Consider the following 19,313-nt stretch of genomic DNA (forward strand, 5'->3'; position numbering starts at 1 on the left):
AACCATTGCATTGGTTGCGCAAACGCGTATCATGCGGCCCCGCAGCTTATTTAGTTGCACTGACAAGACATTTTGGGTTCCCTCACCCCACTATTAAAAAGGCTACAACATGTATTCGTTTACCGCTCGACAGCGCCTCACCGCGTTGGTCTGGCTATCGCTGTTCCATATTGTCATCATTACCTCCAGTAACTACCTGGTGCAGTTGCCGATGTCCATTTTCGGCTTTCATACCACCTGGGGTGCGTTTACCTTCCCGTTTATCTTCCTGGCGACCGACCTGACGGTGCGTATTTTTGGCGCCCCGCTGGCGAGACGTATCATTCTTTCAGTGATGGTACCGGCGTTGTTCATCTCGTACGTGATCTCTACCGTGACCTATCAGGGCGAATGGCAGGGATTTGCCGCACTGGGCAGCTTTAATCTGTTTGTCGCGCGCATCGCCGTCGCCAGTTTTATGGCTTACGTGCTCGGTCAGATCCTCGACGTACACGTCTTCAACCGGTTGCGCCAGCGCAGCGCCTGGTGGGTAGCCCCTGCCGCGGCCATGTTCCTCGGTAATATCAGCGATACCCTGTCGTTCTTCTTTATCGCGTTCTACAAGAGCAGCGACGCCTTTATGGCCAATAACTGGGTCGAGATTGCCTTGGTGGATTACAGCTTCAAAGTGCTGATCTGCATGCTGTTCTTCCTGCCGATGTACGGCGTGCTGCTGAATATGCTGCTCAAACGCATTGCCGCCCGTCAGGGTGACAGCAGCCTGCAACCGAGCTAACCCGTGTTATCATTGGCGGCCTACCCATCCGGAGGCCGCCATGACCGTCACCACCCGCCACGCCACCCTCGAAGATATCCACCGCCTGTATCAGCACATCCCCGAATTCGGCAATTTGCACAGTCTGAGCGACCTGCAACAGCGTATTGGTGCAGCCCCGATGCACGCGCTGATCGCCGAAGTCGACGGCCAGGCGGCCGGTTTCAAACTCGGTTATCAGCAGCAAGACAGGGTGTTTTACAGCTGGCTGGGCGGCGTAGTGCCGGGGTTTCGTCGTCACGGTGTGGCCTTGACGTTACTGGCCGAACAGGAACGCTGGGCGCGGGCGCAAGGCTATTGCCAACTGAGGGTAAAAACCCGGAATCAGTTCCGCGCGATGCTGATGATGCTCATCGGCCATCACTATCAGATTGTTCAACTGGAAAAGAAAGGCGAAGTGGCTGATTATCGGCTATTACTTGAAAAAACCTTGTGACAACATCTGCCTTGCATTTCACCCTGGAATAGGTTGCGATACGGCAGTGAAACCCTACCTGAAAGGAATAAGGAAGCCCAATGCGTAAAGTAGCAAAATTGATGGGTATCAGCCTGTTAGTGCTTGGCCTGGCGGCCTGTGACGGCGACACCAAAGACACCAAGGCGCCGGCGGGCGATGCGGCGGCCAGCGCGCCGGCCGGGCAACAGGTGAGCTTGCTGGAGGGTAAGCTGGCGTTCACCCTGCCGACCGGCATGGCGGACCAAAGCGGCAAGCTGGGTAATCAGGCGAACAACATGCACGTTTACGCCGACAGCACCGGCCAACGCGCGGTGATCGTGATCCTCGGCGACAAAACCGCCGACAGCCTGGAAACCCTGAGCAAGCGTCTGGAAGATACCCAGCGCTCGCGTGACGCCAACCTGCAGGTGATCACCAACAAAGCCATCGACGTTAACGGCGTGCCGCTGCGTCAGTTGGACAGCATCATTACCAGCGGCGGCGAGAAGGCCTACTCCTCCATCCTGATTGGCACGCTGGATAACAACATGCTGACCATTCAGGTGACGCTGCCGGCGGATAACCAGCAGCAGGCGCAAAGTGAAGCCGAAGGCATCATCAAAACGCTGAAACTGAACAAGTAAACTTTTACTGACTCAGCCTATAGGGCGCAGTTCACACTGCTGCGCCCTACGCCAGGGCCTGTGCCAACAGGGTAATCGGGTGTTCGCAGCGCTTGCTGGTCGACATCTCGATTTGCCATTTACAGGTTTCGCAGTCCGTCACCACCAAATCGACCCCACTCTCCTCAATCTGGCTAAACAGCGATGCGCCAATCCCTTGCGAAGTCGCATAGTTCTCGGATTTAAATCCGTAGGTGCCGGCAATGCCGCAACACTGTGAATCTAATACCACCAGCTCCAGCCCCGGCATCTGCCGCAATAATTCCAGCGTATAAGCCGTCCAGCCCATTTTCTCCATGTGACAGGGCGTATGGTAGGCCACCCGCAATGGCGTGCGCTTCAGCGGCAGGCTGCGCCCCTGATTGAGCAGGCGGTACAGATAGCGCGTCGCCAGCTCCACCCGTTCACGCACCGCCGAGGTATCCACCTCCAGCAAATGCGGGTATTCGTCACGCAGCGTAAAAGTACAGCTTGATGATGTGGCCACAACAGGGATGCCGCGCTCCAACACCGCCTCATGCAGCGATTCGGCATTCACCTTGGCCTGTTTCTTGGCCTGGGCGATAAAGCCGTTGGCAATCAGCGGCACACCGCAGCATTTTTCGCGCTTAAGCAGCTGCACGCCGATATCCATCGCATTGAAGACTTTGATCAGATCCTTACCCAGCTGTGGATGGTTGTAATTGACGAAGCAGCCGTGGAAAAAAGCCACCTGCTCGGCGTAACGCTGTTGGGCCTGCGCTTGCTGGCGGTACCAGCGGCGGAAGGTGCCGAACGAGTATTTGGGCAGTTCGCGACGGTGATCAATTTTCAACGCCTTGTCCAGCAGAACGCGCACCGGCTTTAACCCGGTGGCAGCGTTGACGATCGGCGCAAACGGCGTCGACAGTGAGCCCATGATATCGGTATGACTGAGGATGGCGTCGCGCAGCGTCGGCTTGCTCTGGGCAAAGTCGGCACGCGCCCGCTGAATGATATCGCCAATTTTGACGTCGGACGGGCAGGCCACCTCACAGCGTTTGCAGTTGGTGCAATACTTCAGCGCTTCGTCGTACAGCGCCGGATCTTTTAACCGTAGGCGTTCGCCGTCCGGCCCCGCCTGCTTGGGCCCGGGATAAAGCGGATTGACCTTGGCCACCGGGCAATAGGTGGTGCAGACGGTGCACTTGATGCAGTTCTCAAAACTGTTGTCTTTGTGCAGGCTCATGGTTGCTCCTCCTGTGCCGCAATCTGTTGCGCGACATGCAATGCTCCCACCAACGAAACACCTGCACCGCAGCCCTGCTGCAGCGGATCGTAGCCGCCGGTTACCGCCCCTATGGCATACAGGTTACTCAAAGGCTCTCCCTGCCTTAGGGCACGCAGCTGGTTATCGGTGCGTACCCCAAACTGCAAATAGGGTTGCGGAGCAAACAGCTCGCGACAACTCCAGTCTGCACGCTCCGCCTTACTGTCGACATCCAGTCCAAATACCGGTTCACGTATGCCGTCGAAGGCCGCCACCAGCCCATTACTGAAAAAACTGCCGCTGGCCAGCACCACCTGCTGCGCCACCAACGGAATGTCGGTGTGGTTACGGGTATAAACACCGGTGACTCGCCCGGCTTCAATATCCGCCCGCAGCACGCTGTCCCCCGGCATAAAAACGCCGCCCAATTGCTGTAATCGCGAGCGCAGTGCCTGGTACAACCGCATCCCGAGCACTGAAGGCGGCAGCGTCGGCAGCAGGCGAATCGGTTTGCCGACCGCCGCCTGCAGCGCCGCCAATGGCGCGTCATCCTCCAGCCCCAGACAAGCCGGCAAGAATATCGCCTCGGCGTCCGCAGCCAACCGCCGAAGCTCGTCCGCCATTGGCGTCAGGTTTTCCGGCAGATCCAGTACCCTGGCGATATTTACCGCTCGGAACTCACTGGGGTTATTGCGCAGCCGGTCCAGCGCCGGCAAGTGCATATCCGCCACCTCAGCCCGAACGTCCAGGGCCTGCGTCAGGGAACTGGCGGCCAACTGTGGCTGAAAATCCAAAAATCCTTCAATGCCGATCACCGCAATGTGCCGCCACGGCAGTTCACCGCCTAACGGCGTAACGGGGATAGCCTGCGGGCTGAGCCAGGTGGTCCGGCGCGTGCCCAGCGGCGTGATGCGCAGATGATTGCGTTCGCTGTCACCCTGCAGAGCAAGCCCACAGCGCTGCAATAGTGAAGCGGCTTCACCCGACAGCGCCGCCACCCGCTCGGCACCGATCAACGCATAGGGATGCCGGGGTGCCTGTGTTGCCAGTGCGGACAGCGCCGCCAATGGCTCTGTCACCGGGGTGCCGTCGGGCAGTTGCGCCAACAGATCAAGCGAGCCGGATGAAAAATAGAGTGCACTCTGGCCAGAACTGACCACCGCACAGCGCTTGCCCTGTTCCGCCAGGCGGATGGCGCAGGCCATACCCGCCAGGCCACCGCCAATCACCACTACGTCAAATCGCATCATCGGCCTCCTGTTCCCCCCGGGCATCGAGCCCGCACAATCCCTGGTAAACCCAACTGGTAAATTCACTTTCGCGCAGCGCATCGCCCCAGGCGATAGGCCGGACGCCTTTCCAACGCTCGTTGAGGAAATGCGATAGCTGGTCGATCGACTGCTGCGGGGTGGTGACGTTAAAGCGTGTCAGCAGCCCCGCGGCACGGCAGGCGCAAAGCTCCCCCTGGCAGGTGCCCATGCCAACGCGGGTACGGCGACGCAAATCGACCAGGTTATTGACGGTGAGAGAGTTAACCGCATAACGCACCTCGCCGGCGGTCACCGCTTCGCATTCGCACACCAGGCTGTTGTCCAACCGATCCCCCGCCGGTACGCGGTTTGCACGGTCGCCGTGGCGATAAACCGCCGAGCCACGAATACTGGCAGGCAAAGACACCACGCTACGCACCGTTTCTTCCGCCGACTGACGAGAACCCGGCAACGCCTCCTGTGCGGTAGTGCAGGGGCTGTCTACCCGAAGCTTTTCACACACTTTATCGGTCGCCCACTGCGCCATCAGCCGGTAGGTCATCAGCTTGCCGCCGGTGATGGTGATAAAGCCTTCCAGACCGTCGCGGCTGGCATGATCGAGCAGCACGATGCCACGGCTGACGTTGCGACCGCTAGGGTCGTCGTCACTGGCTACCAGAGGCCGAACGCCGGCATAAGCACGCAGAATTCGGGTTTGCGCCAATTCAGGTGCCAGCAGCGCGCCCTCGCGGATTAAAATGTCCACTTCCTGCGGGGTCACCAGCATGTTGTCGATCTGGTCATAGTCAATGTGGGTGGAGGTGGTACCAATCAGCGAGATGGTGTCGCCCGGCACCAGAATGTCGGCGTCCGCCGGCTTGCGGCAGCGGTTGATCACCATGTTGTTGATGCGATGACCCAGGATCAGCAAAGCGCCCTTGGCCGGGAACATGCGAATTCGCAGATCGGCATATTCTGCAATCTGCTGACCCCAGATACCGGCGGCGTTGACCACCACTTCGGCGTGAATATCATAACGGCGCGACGATTGATGGTCGAAAACACGCACTCCGGTAACGCGATCGCCCGTGCGTAATAAACCGACCACCTGGTGATAAGTGAGGATCTGTGCGCCATGCTCACGGGCATCGAGCATATTGGCGGCGGTCAAACGGAAAGGATCGACAGTGCCGTCCGGCACGCGCACGGCACCGATGAGCGCCGGATTAGCCGCCGGCTCCAGCCGCAACGCCAACTGCGGATCAATAGCTTCAGCGTTGATACCTGCGCTGTGGCAGGAGACAATAAACTGCTGTTGATAAGCCAGTGAATCCTGCGGCAGGGTGATAAACAGCCCGTCGGTTCGCTCGATGCAGTGGTGCGCAATGCGTTTGAGGATGCGGTTCTCTTCTATGCATTCGCGCGCCGATTCGCCGTCGGTTACCGCATAACGCGCACCGCTGTGCAGCAGGCCGTGGTTGCGCCCGGTCGCGCCGGTGGCGATATCATGACGCTCCAGCAGTATGCAACGCAGGCCGCGGCGTGCGCAGTCACGAGCAATGCCCGCGCCGGTCGCGCCGCCGCCAATGATGATCACATCCGTTTCGTTTTCTGCTGAATGGCTGCTCATGACGCTCCCTCTGGATCCGTGGTTATTGCCCTATTGGGCCACAGTCATTGGGGTCTTTGTTTGATAAGGAACAATAACGAACTTAAAACGAAAGTAAAATGTCCACAAAAAACCACGAATGTGATCACAATCACGATTTTTAGGCGTTTTTCTATTTCATAACGTTAACGAATCGCTCAAAATCCGCCGGTGTTTCATAAAAGTGTAACATTTGCGCCATTCATCACAGCGACACCAGGCGGTTTTGACTAGGATGACGCTCGTTATGGAACAAAAAAACACCACATTCGATATCCGCTCAATCATCAAATGAACGTAAAAGATCATATTGATGTGATAACTAGATAAAGCCATCGGAGGCGCTCATGTTGAGTATTTTTAAGCCGGCAGCACACATTTCACGTGTGCCGGTCGACAAAGTCGACCCGCTGTATCGTAAATTGCGCTGGCAAATATTTATGGGGATTTTCTTCGGTTATGCCGCCTACTACCTGGTGCGCAAGAACTTCACCCTGGCCATGCCTTACCTGATTGACCAGGGCTTCAGCCGCGGTGACCTCGGTTTCGCGCTTTCCGGTATTTCCATCGCCTACGGTTTCTCCAAATTTATCATGGGGTCGGTTTCTGACCGCTCCAACCCACGCGTGTTCCTGCCCGCCGGCCTGATTTTGGCTGCTGCGGTCATGCTGTTTATGGGCTTCGTTCCATGGGCGACATCGAGCATCGCGGTCATGTTCGTGCTGCTGTTCCTGTGCGGTTGGTTCCAGGGCATGGGCTGGCCGCCTTGTGGCCGCACCATGGTGCACTGGTGGTCGCAGAAAGAGCGTGGCGGTATCGTTTCGGTCTGGAACTGCGCCCATAACGTAGGTGGCGGTCTGCCACCGTTGCTGTTCTTGCTGGGCATGGCCTGGTTCAACGACTGGCACGCTGCGCTGTACATGCCGGCCTTCGGCGCCATTCTGGTGGCCCTGATCGCCTTTGCGCTGATGCGTGATACCCCGCAATCTTGCGGTCTGCCGCCGATTGAAGAATACAAAAACGATTACCCGGACGACTACAGCGATAAAGCGGAAGAAGAGCTGACAGCCAAGCAAATCTTCATGCAATACATTCTGCCGAACAAACTGCTGTGGTACATCGCCGTGGCCAACGTGTTCGTTTACCTGCTGCGTTACGGCATTCTGGACTGGTCACCGACCTACCTGAAAGAAGTGAAACACTTCGCGCTGGACAAGTCTTCCTGGGCCTACTTCCTGTACGAATATGCCGGTATCCCGGGCACCCTGCTGTGCGGCTGGATGTCGGACAAGGTGTTCAAGGGCAACCGCGGCGCCACTGGCGTGTTCTTCATGACGCTGGTGACCATCGCTACCGTGGTTTACTGGCTGAACCCGGTCGGTAACCCTGGCATCGATATGGCCTGTATGATCACCATCGGCTTCCTGATTTACGGCCCGGTCATGCTGATCGGCCTGCACGCACTGGAGCTGGCGCCGAAGAAAGCGGCCGGTACCGCCGCAGGCTTCACCGGTCTGTTCGGCTACCTGGGCGGTTCCGTTGCGGCCAGCGCCATCGTCGGCTACACCGTTGACTACTTCGGTTGGGACGGCGGCTTTATGGTGATGATTGGCGGTAGCATCGGGGCTGTCGTGCTGCTGTTGCTGACCATGATGAGCGAGAAAAAACACCACGCGGAAATCGCTGCCAACAAACGCGGTTAAGCGTCATACAACTTTCGCATTATTTAAAGGCCGGTTAATCACCGGCCTTTTTACTACCCCTGCCCCTACTATATGGAGAACAACAGAATGCGGACTCAAGTCAAAGCCCTGCTGACAGGGATTATCCTGGCCACTTCAATGGTCAGTGCCGCACATGCCGCCGACAAGGTGGTGATCGCCCACCGTGGCGCCAGCGGTTATCTGCCGGAACATACGCTGCCGGCAAAGGCCATGGCCTATGCGCAGGGTGCGGACTTCCTCGAGCAGGATCTGGTGATGACCAAGGACAACGAGCTGGTGGTGTTGCATGACCATTATCTCGATCGCGTCACCGACGTAGCCGAACGTTTCCCGGACCGCGCACGCAAAGACGGCCGTTATTACGCCATCGACTTTACGCTGCCTGAAATCAAATCGCTGAAGTTCACCGAAGGCTTTGAGATCGAAAACGGTAAAAAGGTACAGGGTTACCCGGGCCGTTTCCCGATGGGCAAATCTGACTTCCGCGTCCATACCTTCCAGGAAGAGATCGAGTTTGTGCAGGGGTTGAACCACTCAACCGGTAAAAACATCGGTATTTATCCGGAAATCAAAGCGCCGTGGTTCCATAAGCAGGAAGGCAAAGACATCTCAAGCAAGGTGCTGGCGGTGCTGAAGCAGTACGGCTACACCGGCAAGGGTGATAACGTTTATCTGCAATGCTTCGACGCCAACGAGCTGAAGCGGATTAAAACCGAGCTGGAACCGAAGATGGGCATGGATCTGAAGCTGATCCAACTGATCGCCTACAACAAATGGCAGGAAACCTACGAGCAGAAGGCCGACGGCAAGTGGGTGGAGTACGACTATGACTGGATGTTCAAGCCGGGCGCGATGAAGCAGATCGCCCAGTACGCCGACGGCATCGGGCCGGACTACCACATGCTGGTAGTGGCGGAAAAATCCAAGCCGGGCAAAGTGGTACTGACCGACATGGTGAAAGAAGCACATGCCAACAAACTGGCGGTTCACCCGTTCACCATCCGCGCCGACGCGCTGCCAGACTACGTGACCGACGTGAATCAGCTGTATGACGTGATTTACAACCAGGCGGGCGTGGACGGCTTGTTCACCGACTTCCCTGACAAGGGTGTGCAGTTCCTGCAAAAGCAGGGCCAGCACAAGTAGTAAAGATCAACCTCTCCCAGATGACGAATAAAGTTCGTTATTAGGGAGAGCGTGCCGATGGGGTCGTAGCAGCTTTAGCTGCCGGAGCGCCCCTCGGTGCGCTAGGCCCGGGTATCTCGGGCTTAATCTCAACGTTGTTCTCGAATTCAGGGCGCCTCAAGGCGCCCTGTTCATTTCAGCCCAGGAACATCTTGCGCAGGTAATGCGGTACTGCGTCGTCGACGTTGGAGCCAATCACTTCCAGTTCCGGCAGCTTGTCTTTCAGACGCTGGTGCGCGTCGCGCATGATGCAGCCTTTGCCGGCCATCGACAGCATTTCCAGATCATTCATGCCGTCGCCGAAGGCAATGCATTCTTTCAGCGTATAACCGATGATCTTGGCCACCTCTTCCAGCGCATGCCCTTTTGACACACCGCCCGCCATCACTTCCAGACAGGTTGGGAACGAGAAGCTAACGTTAACCCGATCGCCCCAGCGTGCATTGATGGCATCTTCCAGCGGCAACAGCTTTTCGTGATCGTCGCAGGTGAAGTACACCTTGCACACGCCGTCGGTTTCCAGCAGGCCCGGCTCGAACAGTTGGTACTGGAAGATGGATTCCTGGAAGAACTCTTTCTGCTCAGGGCTTTCGCGGTTGATGTACCAGTCGTCGTTACGGTAGACGTTGGTGGTGATATCCGCGTCATTATACAGCATGCCGTAAAGATCGCGGGCAATGTCTTCGGCCAGGTTATGGCTGAAAATCAGCTCGCCGTCGGTGTTGTGCACGCGAGCGCCGTTAGAGGTGATCATAAAGGCGCTGATGTCGAGGTTATCGCGGATCTGCGCAACGTCGATATGGTGACGTCCGGTAGCAAAGACGAAATGTACGCCACGCTGCGTCAGCAGCTTCAAGGTCTCTTTGGCGTAAGGGGACAGAGTGTGGTCAGGTGATAGCAGCGTGCCATCTAAATCGGAAGCGACGACGTGATACATAGCGGTATGTTCTAACCTCTGATGGAGTGGTCGGCGGTAGGGATACCACCTAAGTGTTGAGCAAAGAAATGCAGGATTGCGTTCAATGCTTCGGCGCGCATCGCGTCCCGCTCAAACAGGATCTCATGCCGTGCGCCTTCGATAACCTGCGGTTTTTCCCCTTCACAAGGGTGCCCCGCTTCTGACAATGCCTGACAAAAAGCCTGATGAGCACGGTTGTCGACCACCCGATCCTCACCGGCCTGCAATAATAATAGCGGCGTGGTGATATTAGCCGCCTGAGCGATGATATCCCGCCCGGCCTGAAGACTTTCCCGCACCCAATGGTAAGTTGGCCCGCCCACCTGCAGCTCGGGATAATCGGCGTAATAACGCAAGCAGCGCCGATAACGCTCACGGCTGTGGGTCAATACGTTGACCACGTACGGCAGAGGCCGCCACTGCCCGGTGCCTATCGCATAGTAATCGCGCACCGCCGGGTACTTCTCCGCCCAGTTAAGGATACGGTTCGCCATCCAACCCGGCATCGGTAAATAAATGCCGAACATCGGCGCACAAAACGCGGCGGCGTCAAAGGCCTGTGGCTGACGAGCCAGGAACTGCGCCAGGATCGCGCCGCCCATCGAGTGCGCCAACGCAAAGCGTTGCCGGTAACCGCGTGGCGCGACTTCCTGCTGATAAAACCGGGTGAAATCGTCGACGTAATCGGCGAAGTTTATCACATGACCGCGGTGCGTATCTGCCAGTAAACGGCCGGAACGGCCTTGCCCGCGGTGATCCAGGATCATCACATCGTATCCGCACTGGAACAGATCGTAGGCAACTTCAGGATATTTAACGTAACTTTCGATTCGGCCGGGGCTGATCACTACCACCCGCCGATGACGCGCGGAGCTGAACCGCACGAAGCGGATGGGCACACCGCCGACACCGCTGAACTCACCTTCCTCACGCAGCCGCCAAAAATCCAGCAGCGGTCCGGTGGCGAAAGCAGCAAACTGCGTTTCACGCGTTAACCAGTCATCGGTGCTGAGAGTAAACGACGTCATCAAATGCTTTTCCCTGAGCCGCCAGCGGTATAAATGTGACCGCTGGCACAAGAAATAATACTAGCGTATTGTGATTCAATTCTTACAAAAACCGAATCATTTTGGCACAAATTGGCGCTTTCCGGGAGCACTGCAATGACTTTGGACTGGTGGTTAACCTACCTGCTGACAACCCTTATCCTCAGCCTGTCCCCCGGTTCCGGGGCGATTAACACCATGAGCACCGGCATCAGCCACGGTTATCGCGGCGCGGCGGCATCGATCACCGGCCTGCAGGTCGGGCTGAGCCTGCATATCGTGCTGGTGGGCATTGGCCTGGGGGCACTGGTTTCGCAGTCGCTGATGGCGTTTGAATTGCTGAAATGGCTGGGCGCCGCCTATCTGGTGTGGCTCGGCATTCAGCAGTGGCGCGCCGCCGGTTCGCTGGATCTGCATACGCTGGCGGGGACTATGCCGCGTCGCCGCCTGTTCCGCCGGGCCATCCTGGTGAATCTGACCAACCCGAAAAGCATCGTGTTCCTGGCTGCGCTGTTCCCGCAGTTTATTTTGCCCAACCAGCCGCAGACCGAACAGTACCTGGTGCTCGGTGTCACCACGGTGGTGGTGGATATCATCGTCATGATTGGCTACGCCACCCTGGCGACCCGTATTGCCGGTTGGCTGAAGACCCCACGCCAAATGCAACTGCTGAACCGCATCTTCGGCTCGCTGTTCATCCTGGTCGCAGGGCTGCTGGCTACGGCCCGAAAAGCCTGATGCAAAAGGGCCGAACATCGCTGTTCGGCCCTCAGATTATTGACAAAGGGGGATAAAAGCGTGGTTTTTCCCCCTTTGTGTGATCAGCCGAAAATCAATAAATTGATTTTCCTGATTTCTTTTCAAAACCTTTAGCGCCTGCTGCCTAAATAATTAACGGGTAAAGATCAGGTGCAAACCGAAACCGGTGAACAATACGCCCGCCAACCCGTCGATCCACTTCGCCAGGCGTTGATAACCCCGACGCATTGCCGGCAGAGCAAACACCACCGCCACTAAGCTGAACCAGACAAAAGTCTCGGCAATGATCAGCAGGAAAAGCCCCCAGCGCGCACCGGCGCCGACGTCATCACCCACAAACAGTGAGAACACGCTGCCGAAATAGATAACCGCCTTTGGGTTTGACAGGTTGGTCAAAAAGCCGCGAATAAAGCTGCGTCCCGGCTTCGGCAGGGCTACCTTCACTTCCGGCGAAGGCGCAGATTGCGCATTCTGGGAACGCGCGGAACGCAGCAGTTGCCAGCCCATCCAGCACAGGTAAATCCCACCACCCACCATGATAACCTGATGCAGCCAGGCCATTTTTTGCAGGATCAGGTGCAAGCCCATCAGCGCCACGCCCGCCCAAACGACGATGCCCAGCGAGATGCCCACCACCCCCATCATCGCCTCACGGCGTGAACGGCTGGCGGCGGTTTGCGAAACAAAAAAGAAGTCCGGCCCCGGGCTCATCAGCGCAATCAGGTGCACCAGCGCCACGGTCAGAAATAACATCAGCATGATTTACTGCCCTTAATCTTCGTCATTATCGAGATGGTCGCGGATCATCGCCATAAACGGGGCGCCAAAACGCTCCAGCTTACGCTGCCCAACGCCGTTAACGCTTAACAGATCGCCGGCCTTGATGGGCATCTGCTCCGCCATTTCCAGCAGCGTAGCATCGTTAAACACCACGTAAGGCGGAATATTTTCTTCGTCGGCAATCGACTTTCGCAGCTTGCGCAGTTTAGCGAACAGTTTGCGGTCGTAATTGCCGCCATAGGATTTCTGGTTAGCACTGCCACGCGACTTCAGGCTCTGAATACGCGGTACCGCCAATTGCAGCTCCAGCTCGCCGCGCAACACCGGGCGTGCCGCCTCGGTCAGTTGCAGCGCCGAGTGCATGGCAATGTTCTGGGTGATAAAGCCCAGGTGGATCAGCTGACGCAGCACGCTGGTCCAGTGTTCGGTGGTTTGGTCGCGGCCAATGCCGTACACCGGCAACTTTTCATGGCCGTATTCGCGGATACGCTGGTTATTCGAGCCGCGCAACACTTCGACAATGTACCCCAGCCCGAAACGTTGGCCGACGCGATACACGCAAGACAGAGCCTTGCGCGCATCTTCCAGCCCGTCATAGCGCTTGGGCGGATCCAGGCAGATATCGCAGTTGCCGCAGTTCTGATGTTTACCCTCACCAAAATAGTTGAGCAGCACCAGACGGCGGCAGGTTTGCGCTTCGGCAAATGCGCCCATGGCGTTCAGCTTATGACGCTCGATGTCCAACTGTTGCCCGGCAGGCTTTTCTTCCAGGCAGCGGCGCAGCCAGGCCATATCGGCCGGGTCATACAGCAAGATCGCTTCGGCCGGCAGGCCATCACGCCCGGCGCGACCAGTTTCCTGATAATAAGATTCGATATTGCGCGGAATATCAAAGTGCACCACAAAGCGCACGTTGGGTTTGTTGATGCCCATACCGAAGGCGACGGTCGCCACCACCACCTGCAAATCGTCACGCTGGAACGCTTCCTGCACCTGGGCGCGGCGATCGTTGTCCAACCCGGCGTGATAGGCCCCCACGCTCAGTCCGCGGCTTTGCAGGCGCGCGGTAGTGTCTTCCACCTTGGCGCGGCTGTTGCAGTAGATAATGCCGCTTTTGCCGCGTTGGTCCTGCACGAAGCGCCACAGTTGATCGAGAGGTTTAAACTTCTCCACCAGCGTGTAACGGATGTTAGGTCGGTCAAAGCTGCTGACCTGCACCAGCGGATCTTGCAACGCCAGCAAACGCACAATGTCGCCACGGGTGGACTCATCGGCGGTGGCCGTCAGGGCGATGACCGGCATGGCGGGGAAGCGTTGCTTCAACTGCCCCAATGCACGGTATTCAGGACGGAAATCGTGGCCCCACTGCGAAATGCAGTGCGCCTCGTCTACCGCCAGCAAAGCCGGTGGACAGTGGTCGAGCAGATCGAGGAAGCTGTCCATCATCAACCGCTCGGGGGCGATGTACAGCATTTTGATCTGGCCGCTGCGGCAGCCCGCCATCACCTCTAGCTGCTGCTCACGCGTTTGCGTCGAGTTATAGCAGGCGGCGGAGACGCCATAGGCCAACAGCTGATCGACCTGATCTTTCATCAACGAGATCAGCGGGGAAACCACTAACGTCAGGCCATCCATCACCAGCGCCGGGATTTGGTAACATAACGATTTACCGCCGCCGGTCGGCATGACCACCAGGCAATCCTGCCCGCCGATCGCCGTGTTGATAATCGTTTGTTGACCCGGACGGAATTGCTGATAGCCGAAGGTATCGCGTAATACCTGCTCTGCCAGCAACTCTTTGTTTATCACTGCTGCGGTTGACACACACTTCCCCATTTTTTGTGGCGATGCGCCGCCTGTATGACGGCCGGATTACATAATATCGTTAAGCATGACACCAACGCCAACCCGTGTCTGCCGGAAGTTGTAATCAATCAAGGATTCGCCGTAACCGCTGAACACCTGAGTGTAGAAACGCACGTGTTTGCTGATCGGGTAACTCCAGCCCAGTTCTGCGCCGCCGTAGCCGCTGTTCCAGTTGTAGTGGCTGTCGACGCTGAACACGCTGTCACCCCAGGCATAACCGACTTTCAGGCGGTAGTAACCCATGTATTTGGTGATATCCGGGTTATCGTCGCTGCTGCTGCTTTCCGAGAAACGGAACCAGGGCTTGAGATCCACCTGCCAGTTGCCGTTTTGCGCCATAAAGCGTGCGTAACCGCGGTTCCAACTGCGCGAGGTGGGATCAGAGCGGCCATTGGACTGGTGATTGAGGCCCACTTCAACATCGCGCAACGTCCAACCGGCGAAGCTGTAATCGGTCGCCCAACCGAGGAACACCTGCGGTTCGTAGTTGGTCTCACGGAACGGCGATGACTCACTGTGGTTGGAAAGCTGCCACCAGGAACGCTGAGTATAAGACGCACCCAGCACCGAGTTGTCGCCGGCAATACCGCGCCACAGCGGGAATGCCAGGCTGAGCTGGAACTTGACCTCGTCCTTGCGGGCATTATCGGCCCAGTTATAGGACTGGATGGCCTCTTTGTTGATGTTGCTGGTATCGGTGTACAACACGTAGTTGGTTTCATACGGGTACAGCGTAAAGGGATTGTCGTGATCCTGCAGCATGTTGGCGATAATGCTGCCGCGTACTGCCGGTTTATCATGAATTTGCTGCTCTTTGGCTTCTTCCGCCTGAACCAGCGGCGCCGCCGCCAACGTGGCCAAAACGAGCCCTGACAAAATGCGCATAACGTTCCTCACCCCAACAAAAATGACAAACTCTGAAATAAAAACAGGCCATTTTACACACAAAGGGAGTTTTACAGCAGCACGGCGTGTATTTATTGGATTAGTCTGGAAAGCAACAAAATATAGGCATAATATCAACAAACCGTTAACCTGGACTGACCAGTTAGCTTTCCCTACGACACAGAACAAGAATGGATAATTATGTCTACCACACCACTGACACTAGCAGCCGCACGCCAGAAGATTGGCGAAATCTTTGTTTATCACATGCCGTTTAATCGCGAACTGGGCCTTGAGCTGCGCCGCTTTGATGACGACTACGTGGAACTGACTTTCACCAACCAACCCAAGCTGGTGGGCAATGCCGCCCAGAAGATCTTGCACGGCGGCGTGATCGCCTCAGTGCTGGACGTCGCCGCCGGGTTGGCCTGCGCCGGTAGCGTGCTGATGCGCCTGGATCCGCTGCTCGAAGAAGAAATCGCCACCCGCCTGTCGCGCATGGGCACCATCGATCTGCGCGTTGATTATTTGCGTCCGGGCCGTGGCGATCACTTCGTCGCTGCCGCCAGCGTATTGCGCAGCGGCAACAAAGTCGCGGTCGCCCGCGTTGAACTGCATAACCACGATGGCCTGCATATCGCCAGCGCCACCGCGACCTATCTGGTCGGGTGATTGTATGCGGTGAGGGTCTTCAGTACACTCACCGCATCTCCGTTTTTCCCATCCGAGTAACGTCATGGACGCACAGCAAACGCGGCAAGGCATCTTCTTTGCGCTGGCCGCCTATTTTATTTGGGGCATCGCTCCGGCTTATTTCAAACTGATCCAACAGGTGCCCGCGGATGAAATCCTCACCCACAGGGTCATCTGGTCATTCTTCTTTATGCTGGCATTGATCACGCTCGGCCGTAACTGGTCGCAGGTGCGCGCCGCCTGCCACAACCGCAAACGGCTGTTATTGCTGGCGGTGACCGCGGTGTTGATCGGCGGTAACTGGCTGCTGTTTATCTGGGCGGTGAATAACCACCATATGCTGGAGGCCAGTCTGGGTTATTTCATTAACCCGCTGGTGAACGTGCTGCTGGGGATGTTGTTCCTCGGCGAACGCTTCCGCCGTATGCAGTGGATCGCGGTAGTTCTGGCCTTCGCCGGCGTGCTGATCCAGCTTTGGCAGTTCGGTTCGCTGCCGATTATCGGCCTGGGGCTGGCCTTTAGCTTCGCGTTCTACGGCCTGCTGCGCAAAAAGATCGCCATTGACGCACAAACCGGCATGCTGATCGAAACCCTGTGGCTGCTGCCGGTGGCGGCGGCGTATCTGTTCCTGTTCGCCGACAGCCCGACCAGCCACCTCAGTGCCAACCCTGGGTCACTGAACCTGCTGCTGGTCGCGGCCGGCATCGTCACCACCATACCGCTGCTGTTCTTTACCGCCGCAGCCACCCGCCTGCGCCTGTCGACACTCGGCTTCTTCCAGTACCTCGGCCCCACGCTGATGTTCCTGCTGGCCGTAACTTTCTACGGTGAGACCGTCGGCCAGGACAAGCTGGTGACCTTTGGCTTTATCTGGGCGGCGCTGCTGCTGTTTATCCTCGACGCGCTCTATACCCAACGCAAACTGCGTTGATACGGAGCTAAGTTGAGGCCGGTGTGGCGCGGTTAGAAATGAATCGCGCCATCGCCGGGCCGGTCAGCAAGATGGTGAACAGGCGCAGCGTCTGCATCGCCATCACAAAAGACATGTCTACCCGGCTGCCGGCGGCGATGATCGCCACGGTATCCAACCCACCCGGGCTGGTTGCCAGATAGGCGGTCATTAAATCCACCGGCAGGAAGCGCGTCAGCATCCACGCCAGCAGGCCGCAAAACAGCATCAGGGCGACGATCGACACCACCATCTGCGGCAGAGTGCGCAACGCCAACAAAAAGATCGGCCGGGTGAAACGCAGCCCGACGCTCCAGCCAATCAGGGTATAAGCCAGCGCCAACAGCCATTCCGGCACCTGTAACGCCATGGTACCGCTGGAGTGCAGCGCCGCGCCGATGATCATCGGCAGCAGCAGCGCGCCGGAGGGAATACGCAGCCGGGGGCCCAGCCAGGCACCGACAATGGCAACGCCCAGCGTCGCCGGGAAACGCCAATCCAGCGACGGGAACCATTCCAGCATTGCAGTGCCGTGACCGGCTTCATCACCCAGCCCAATGCGCGCCACCATCGCGGCCGCGGTGGCGACAAACAACACCCGCAGGTATTGCATAAACGCCACCAGCCGCACGTCGGCACCAAAATCCCCGGCCATCGCCACCATCGCCGAGGCGCCGCCGGGTGATGAGCCCCAGGCACCGGTCGGCCCGGGCAGGCTGCTGTAACGCACCAGGCACCAGCCGGAAACACCACTGGCCAGCAGCGTGGCGAACAGCACCAACAGCACCAACGGCCAGTCATCGAGTAGCGGTGTGAGAATGGCAGGAGAGAGGCTTTGCGCGATCATGCAGCCCAGCACCGCCTGTGCGGCGATAAACAGGTAACCGGGAATGCGCACCGTGGCACCCAGCAGCCCCATGGCCACGCCGACAATCATCGGCCCCAGCAACAGCGCAGCGGGAATATGGAATGTTTGCAGGCCAAACCCCAGCACCAGCGAAGCCAGTAGCAGGATTGACCATTGGATCAAGCGGGGAAACCTCTCCATCAAAACGCATGCCTTACGGACAGATAAGCCAAAGAGGCATTCTACCTCTATTTAGCAGGCTAAGCGTTGGTCAGCGACAGAAATATCGGGCGAACAGTTTCGCCCGTCGGCTTACAACCAGTTTTTGCGTTTGAAGTACAGATACGGGGCCAACCCCGCCAGGATCATCAGGCTGATGGCGCCCGGATAGCCGAACGACCACTTCAGCTCCGGCATAAACTCAAAGTTCATCCCGTAGCTGGAGGCCACCAGCGTAGGCGGCAGGAACACCACCGAGACCACCGAGAAGATCTTGATGATGCGGTTCTGTTCGATATTGATAAAGCCCATCGCCGCCTGCATCAGGAAGTTCACCTTCTGGAACAGCGATTCGTTGTGCGGCAGCAGGGATTCGATGTCGCGCAGCACTTCACGCGCCTGTTCCAACTGACCGGTCGGCAACCGCGCCTTGCGCACCAGGAAATTCAGCGCACGTTGGGTATCCATCAGGCACAGCCGCACTTTCCAGCCGATATCTTCCAGTTCGGCCAGCGTCGACAGCGCTTCGTCGTATTCATCGCCCTGATGGCCTTCCATGATCACCCTACTGAGCTTTTCCAGATCGCTGTAGACGTTTTCGATTTCGTCCGCCAACTGCTCAATCTTGGTTTCGAACAGATCCAGCAACAGCTCATAGGCGTTGCCGTCAACCATCGTCAGGTTACGGGCGCGCATGCGGTACAGGCGAAACGCCGGCAGCTCGCGCTCACGCAGGGTATACAGGCGGCCGTCGCGAATGGTGAAAGCCACGGTGGAGTTACCGGCATGGTCTTCCGCATCTTCAAAATAGAAAAAGGAGTGAATATGCAGACCGTCTTCGTCTTCGAAGAAACGCGCGGAGGCTTCGATATCATCCAGCTCCGGGCGTGTCGCCAGGCTTTGGCCCAGCTCGCTTTGCACGCGCTCACGCTCACCTTCTTCCGGCTCGACCAGATCAACCCACAACGAGGTGGTGAGATCATCGGAGTCATCCAACTCCAGACGGGACAGGCGGCAGTTATCTAATTTAAACGCGCTCAGCATGTGCTAAAACTCCCTTAGGGTGACAGGGGTAAACAACGCGTGGAAGCACAGAAACAGAGGGGTGTTGCATCACCAGCTTGTTTCAGACCATGAAGGATCTGACTCGTAGCGACACATAAGAGGTCGCCGACAACCACGAAGGCTATCAGCTCGATGGGATAGCCTTAGAAGTTGTACCTGTTGTTGTCCAGGTCAGTGAGCCAGTATCTACTGGGTGTGTCCAAGGCGTATGTCCTCATTGATAATAGTGCGCGCATGTTACGCCGAGAAGAAAAAGTCTGTCAACCGGTTAGGAACGA

General features: G+C 57.4%; 18 protein-coding genes. 8 read left to right on the plus strand and 10 right to left on the minus strand.

Annotated elements, in window-relative coordinates; all coding sequences use genetic code 11:
• Positions 1-109: 109 nt before the first annotated feature.
• The 3 genes from ACGS9J_RS25595 (at position 110) to ACGS9J_RS25605 (ending at position 1,894) form a co-directional block, all read left to right on the plus strand.
• Entirely contained in the window at positions 110-775 is a 666-nt protein-coding gene (locus tag ACGS9J_RS25595) for a 7-cyano-7-deazaguanine/7-aminomethyl-7-deazaguanine transporter (protein WP_020824792.1), read from the plus strand.
• Positions 776-815: 40 nt separating this feature from the next.
• Positions 816-1,250 carry a GNAT family N-acetyltransferase gene (locus tag ACGS9J_RS25600; RefSeq protein ID WP_442233424.1) on the plus strand — a complete coding sequence of 145 codons (435 nt, stop codon included), beginning with the start codon at positions 816-818 and terminating at the stop codon, positions 1,248-1,250.
• Between the two features lie 80 nt (positions 1,251-1,330).
• Positions 1,331-1,894: a DcrB family lipoprotein gene (locus ACGS9J_RS25605; RefSeq protein ID WP_442233425.1), complete on the plus strand. Its 564-nt coding sequence runs from the start codon at positions 1,331-1,333 to the stop codon at positions 1,892-1,894.
• 46 nt (positions 1,895-1,940) lie between these two features.
• Here ACGS9J_RS25605 and glpC read toward each other — a convergent pair whose 3' ends face one another.
• Genes glpC through glpA form a run of 3 tightly spaced genes read right to left on the minus strand, consistent with a single transcriptional unit; the run spans position 1,941 to position 6,041 of the window.
• Complete coding sequence (gene glpC / locus ACGS9J_RS25610) at positions 1,941-3,140, minus strand: anaerobic glycerol-3-phosphate dehydrogenase subunit GlpC (RefSeq protein ID WP_442233426.1); 1,200 nt, start codon at positions 3,138-3,140, stop codon at positions 1,941-1,943.
• Entirely contained in the window at positions 3,137-4,408 is a 1,272-nt protein-coding gene (gene glpB / locus ACGS9J_RS25615) for a glycerol-3-phosphate dehydrogenase subunit GlpB (RefSeq protein ID WP_442233450.1), read from the minus strand. The genes glpC and glpB overlap by 4 nt, the downstream gene beginning before the upstream one ends.
• Positions 4,398-6,041 carry an anaerobic glycerol-3-phosphate dehydrogenase subunit A gene (gene glpA, locus ACGS9J_RS25620; RefSeq protein ID WP_020824787.1) on the minus strand — a complete coding sequence of 548 codons (1,644 nt, stop codon included), beginning with the start codon at positions 6,039-6,041 and terminating at the stop codon, positions 4,398-4,400. Before glpA ends, glpB begins: the two co-directional genes overlap by 11 nt.
• A gap of 365 nt (positions 6,042-6,406) precedes the next feature.
• Between glpA and glpT the strand changes: the two genes are divergently transcribed.
• Both glpT and glpQ read left to right on the plus strand, forming a co-directional pair.
• Positions 6,407-7,762, plus strand: coding sequence for a glycerol-3-phosphate transporter (gene glpT, locus ACGS9J_RS25625; protein WP_037426293.1), 1,356 nt, complete (start codon positions 6,407-6,409; stop codon positions 7,760-7,762).
• A gap of 87 nt (positions 7,763-7,849) precedes the next feature.
• Positions 7,850-8,929, plus strand: coding sequence for a glycerophosphodiester phosphodiesterase (gene glpQ, locus ACGS9J_RS25630; RefSeq protein WP_442233427.1), 1,080 nt, complete (start codon positions 7,850-7,852; stop codon positions 8,927-8,929).
• 175 nt (positions 8,930-9,104) lie between these two features.
• Here the strand turns inward: glpQ and yigL are convergent, their stop codons facing one another.
• Together yigL and pldB are read right to left on the minus strand one after the other, a co-directional pair.
• Positions 9,105-9,905 carry a sugar/pyridoxal phosphate phosphatase YigL gene (gene yigL, locus ACGS9J_RS25635; protein ID WP_442233428.1) on the minus strand — a complete coding sequence of 267 codons (801 nt, stop codon included), beginning with the start codon at positions 9,903-9,905 and terminating at the stop codon, positions 9,105-9,107.
• 11 nt (positions 9,906-9,916) lie between these two features.
• On the minus strand, positions 9,917-10,954 hold the full coding sequence (gene pldB, locus ACGS9J_RS25640; RefSeq protein WP_442233429.1) for a lysophospholipase L2: 1,038 nt from the start codon (positions 10,952-10,954) through the stop codon (positions 9,917-9,919).
• Positions 10,955-11,089: 135 nt separating this feature from the next.
• On the opposite strand from pldB, the gene rhtB reads away from it, so the two are divergent.
• The gene (gene rhtB / locus ACGS9J_RS25645) at positions 11,090-11,710 is read left to right on the plus strand and encodes a homoserine/homoserine lactone efflux protein (protein WP_442233430.1); all 621 of its coding nucleotides are present in this window, start codon (positions 11,090-11,092) and stop codon (positions 11,708-11,710) included.
• 153 nt (positions 11,711-11,863) lie between these two features.
• Here rhtB and rhtC read toward each other — a convergent pair whose 3' ends face one another.
• From rhtC to pldA, 3 genes are read right to left on the minus strand one after another with little or no spacing between them, the layout of a single operon-like run.
• Positions 11,864-12,490: a threonine export protein RhtC gene (gene rhtC, locus ACGS9J_RS25650; protein ID WP_442233431.1), complete on the minus strand. Its 627-nt coding sequence runs from the start codon at positions 12,488-12,490 to the stop codon at positions 11,864-11,866.
• Between the two features lie 12 nt (positions 12,491-12,502).
• Positions 12,503-14,335, minus strand: coding sequence for an ATP-dependent DNA helicase RecQ (recQ, locus tag ACGS9J_RS25655; RefSeq protein ID WP_020824780.1), 1,833 nt, complete (start codon positions 14,333-14,335; stop codon positions 12,503-12,505).
• A 48-nt stretch (positions 14,336-14,383) separates the two neighbouring features.
• Positions 14,384-15,262: a phospholipase A gene (pldA, locus tag ACGS9J_RS25660; RefSeq protein WP_442233432.1), complete on the minus strand. Its 879-nt coding sequence runs from the start codon at positions 15,260-15,262 to the stop codon at positions 14,384-14,386.
• A 201-nt stretch (positions 15,263-15,463) separates the two neighbouring features.
• Between pldA and ACGS9J_RS25665 the strand changes: the two genes are divergently transcribed.
• On the plus strand, positions 15,464-15,934 hold the full coding sequence (locus tag ACGS9J_RS25665; protein ID WP_442233433.1) for a thioesterase family protein: 471 nt from the start codon (positions 15,464-15,466) through the stop codon (positions 15,932-15,934).
• 64 nt (positions 15,935-15,998) lie between these two features.
• Positions 15,999-16,886, plus strand: a complete 888-nt coding sequence (gene rarD, locus ACGS9J_RS25670; protein ID WP_442233434.1) for an EamA family transporter RarD — start codon at positions 15,999-16,001, stop codon at positions 16,884-16,886.
• Between the two features lie 7 nt (positions 16,887-16,893).
• On the opposite strand, the gene ACGS9J_RS25675 is transcribed toward rarD, so the two are convergent.
• Together ACGS9J_RS25675 and corA are read right to left on the minus strand one after the other, a co-directional pair.
• Positions 16,894-17,952, minus strand: a complete 1,059-nt coding sequence (locus tag ACGS9J_RS25675) for an AbrB family transcriptional regulator (RefSeq protein ID WP_442233435.1) — start codon at positions 17,950-17,952, stop codon at positions 16,894-16,896.
• Positions 17,953-18,063: 111 nt separating this feature from the next.
• Positions 18,064-19,014 (minus strand): magnesium/cobalt transporter CorA, encoded by a 951-nt coding sequence (gene corA / locus ACGS9J_RS25680; RefSeq protein WP_442233436.1) that lies wholly within the window; start codon positions 19,012-19,014, stop codon positions 18,064-18,066.
• Between the last annotated feature and the right edge of the window lie 299 nt (positions 19,015-19,313).

This window comes from Serratia quinivorans (genome assembly GCF_052113645.1).
GTDB classification, from domain to species: Bacteria; Pseudomonadota; Gammaproteobacteria; order Enterobacterales; family Enterobacteriaceae; genus Serratia; species Serratia quinivorans_B.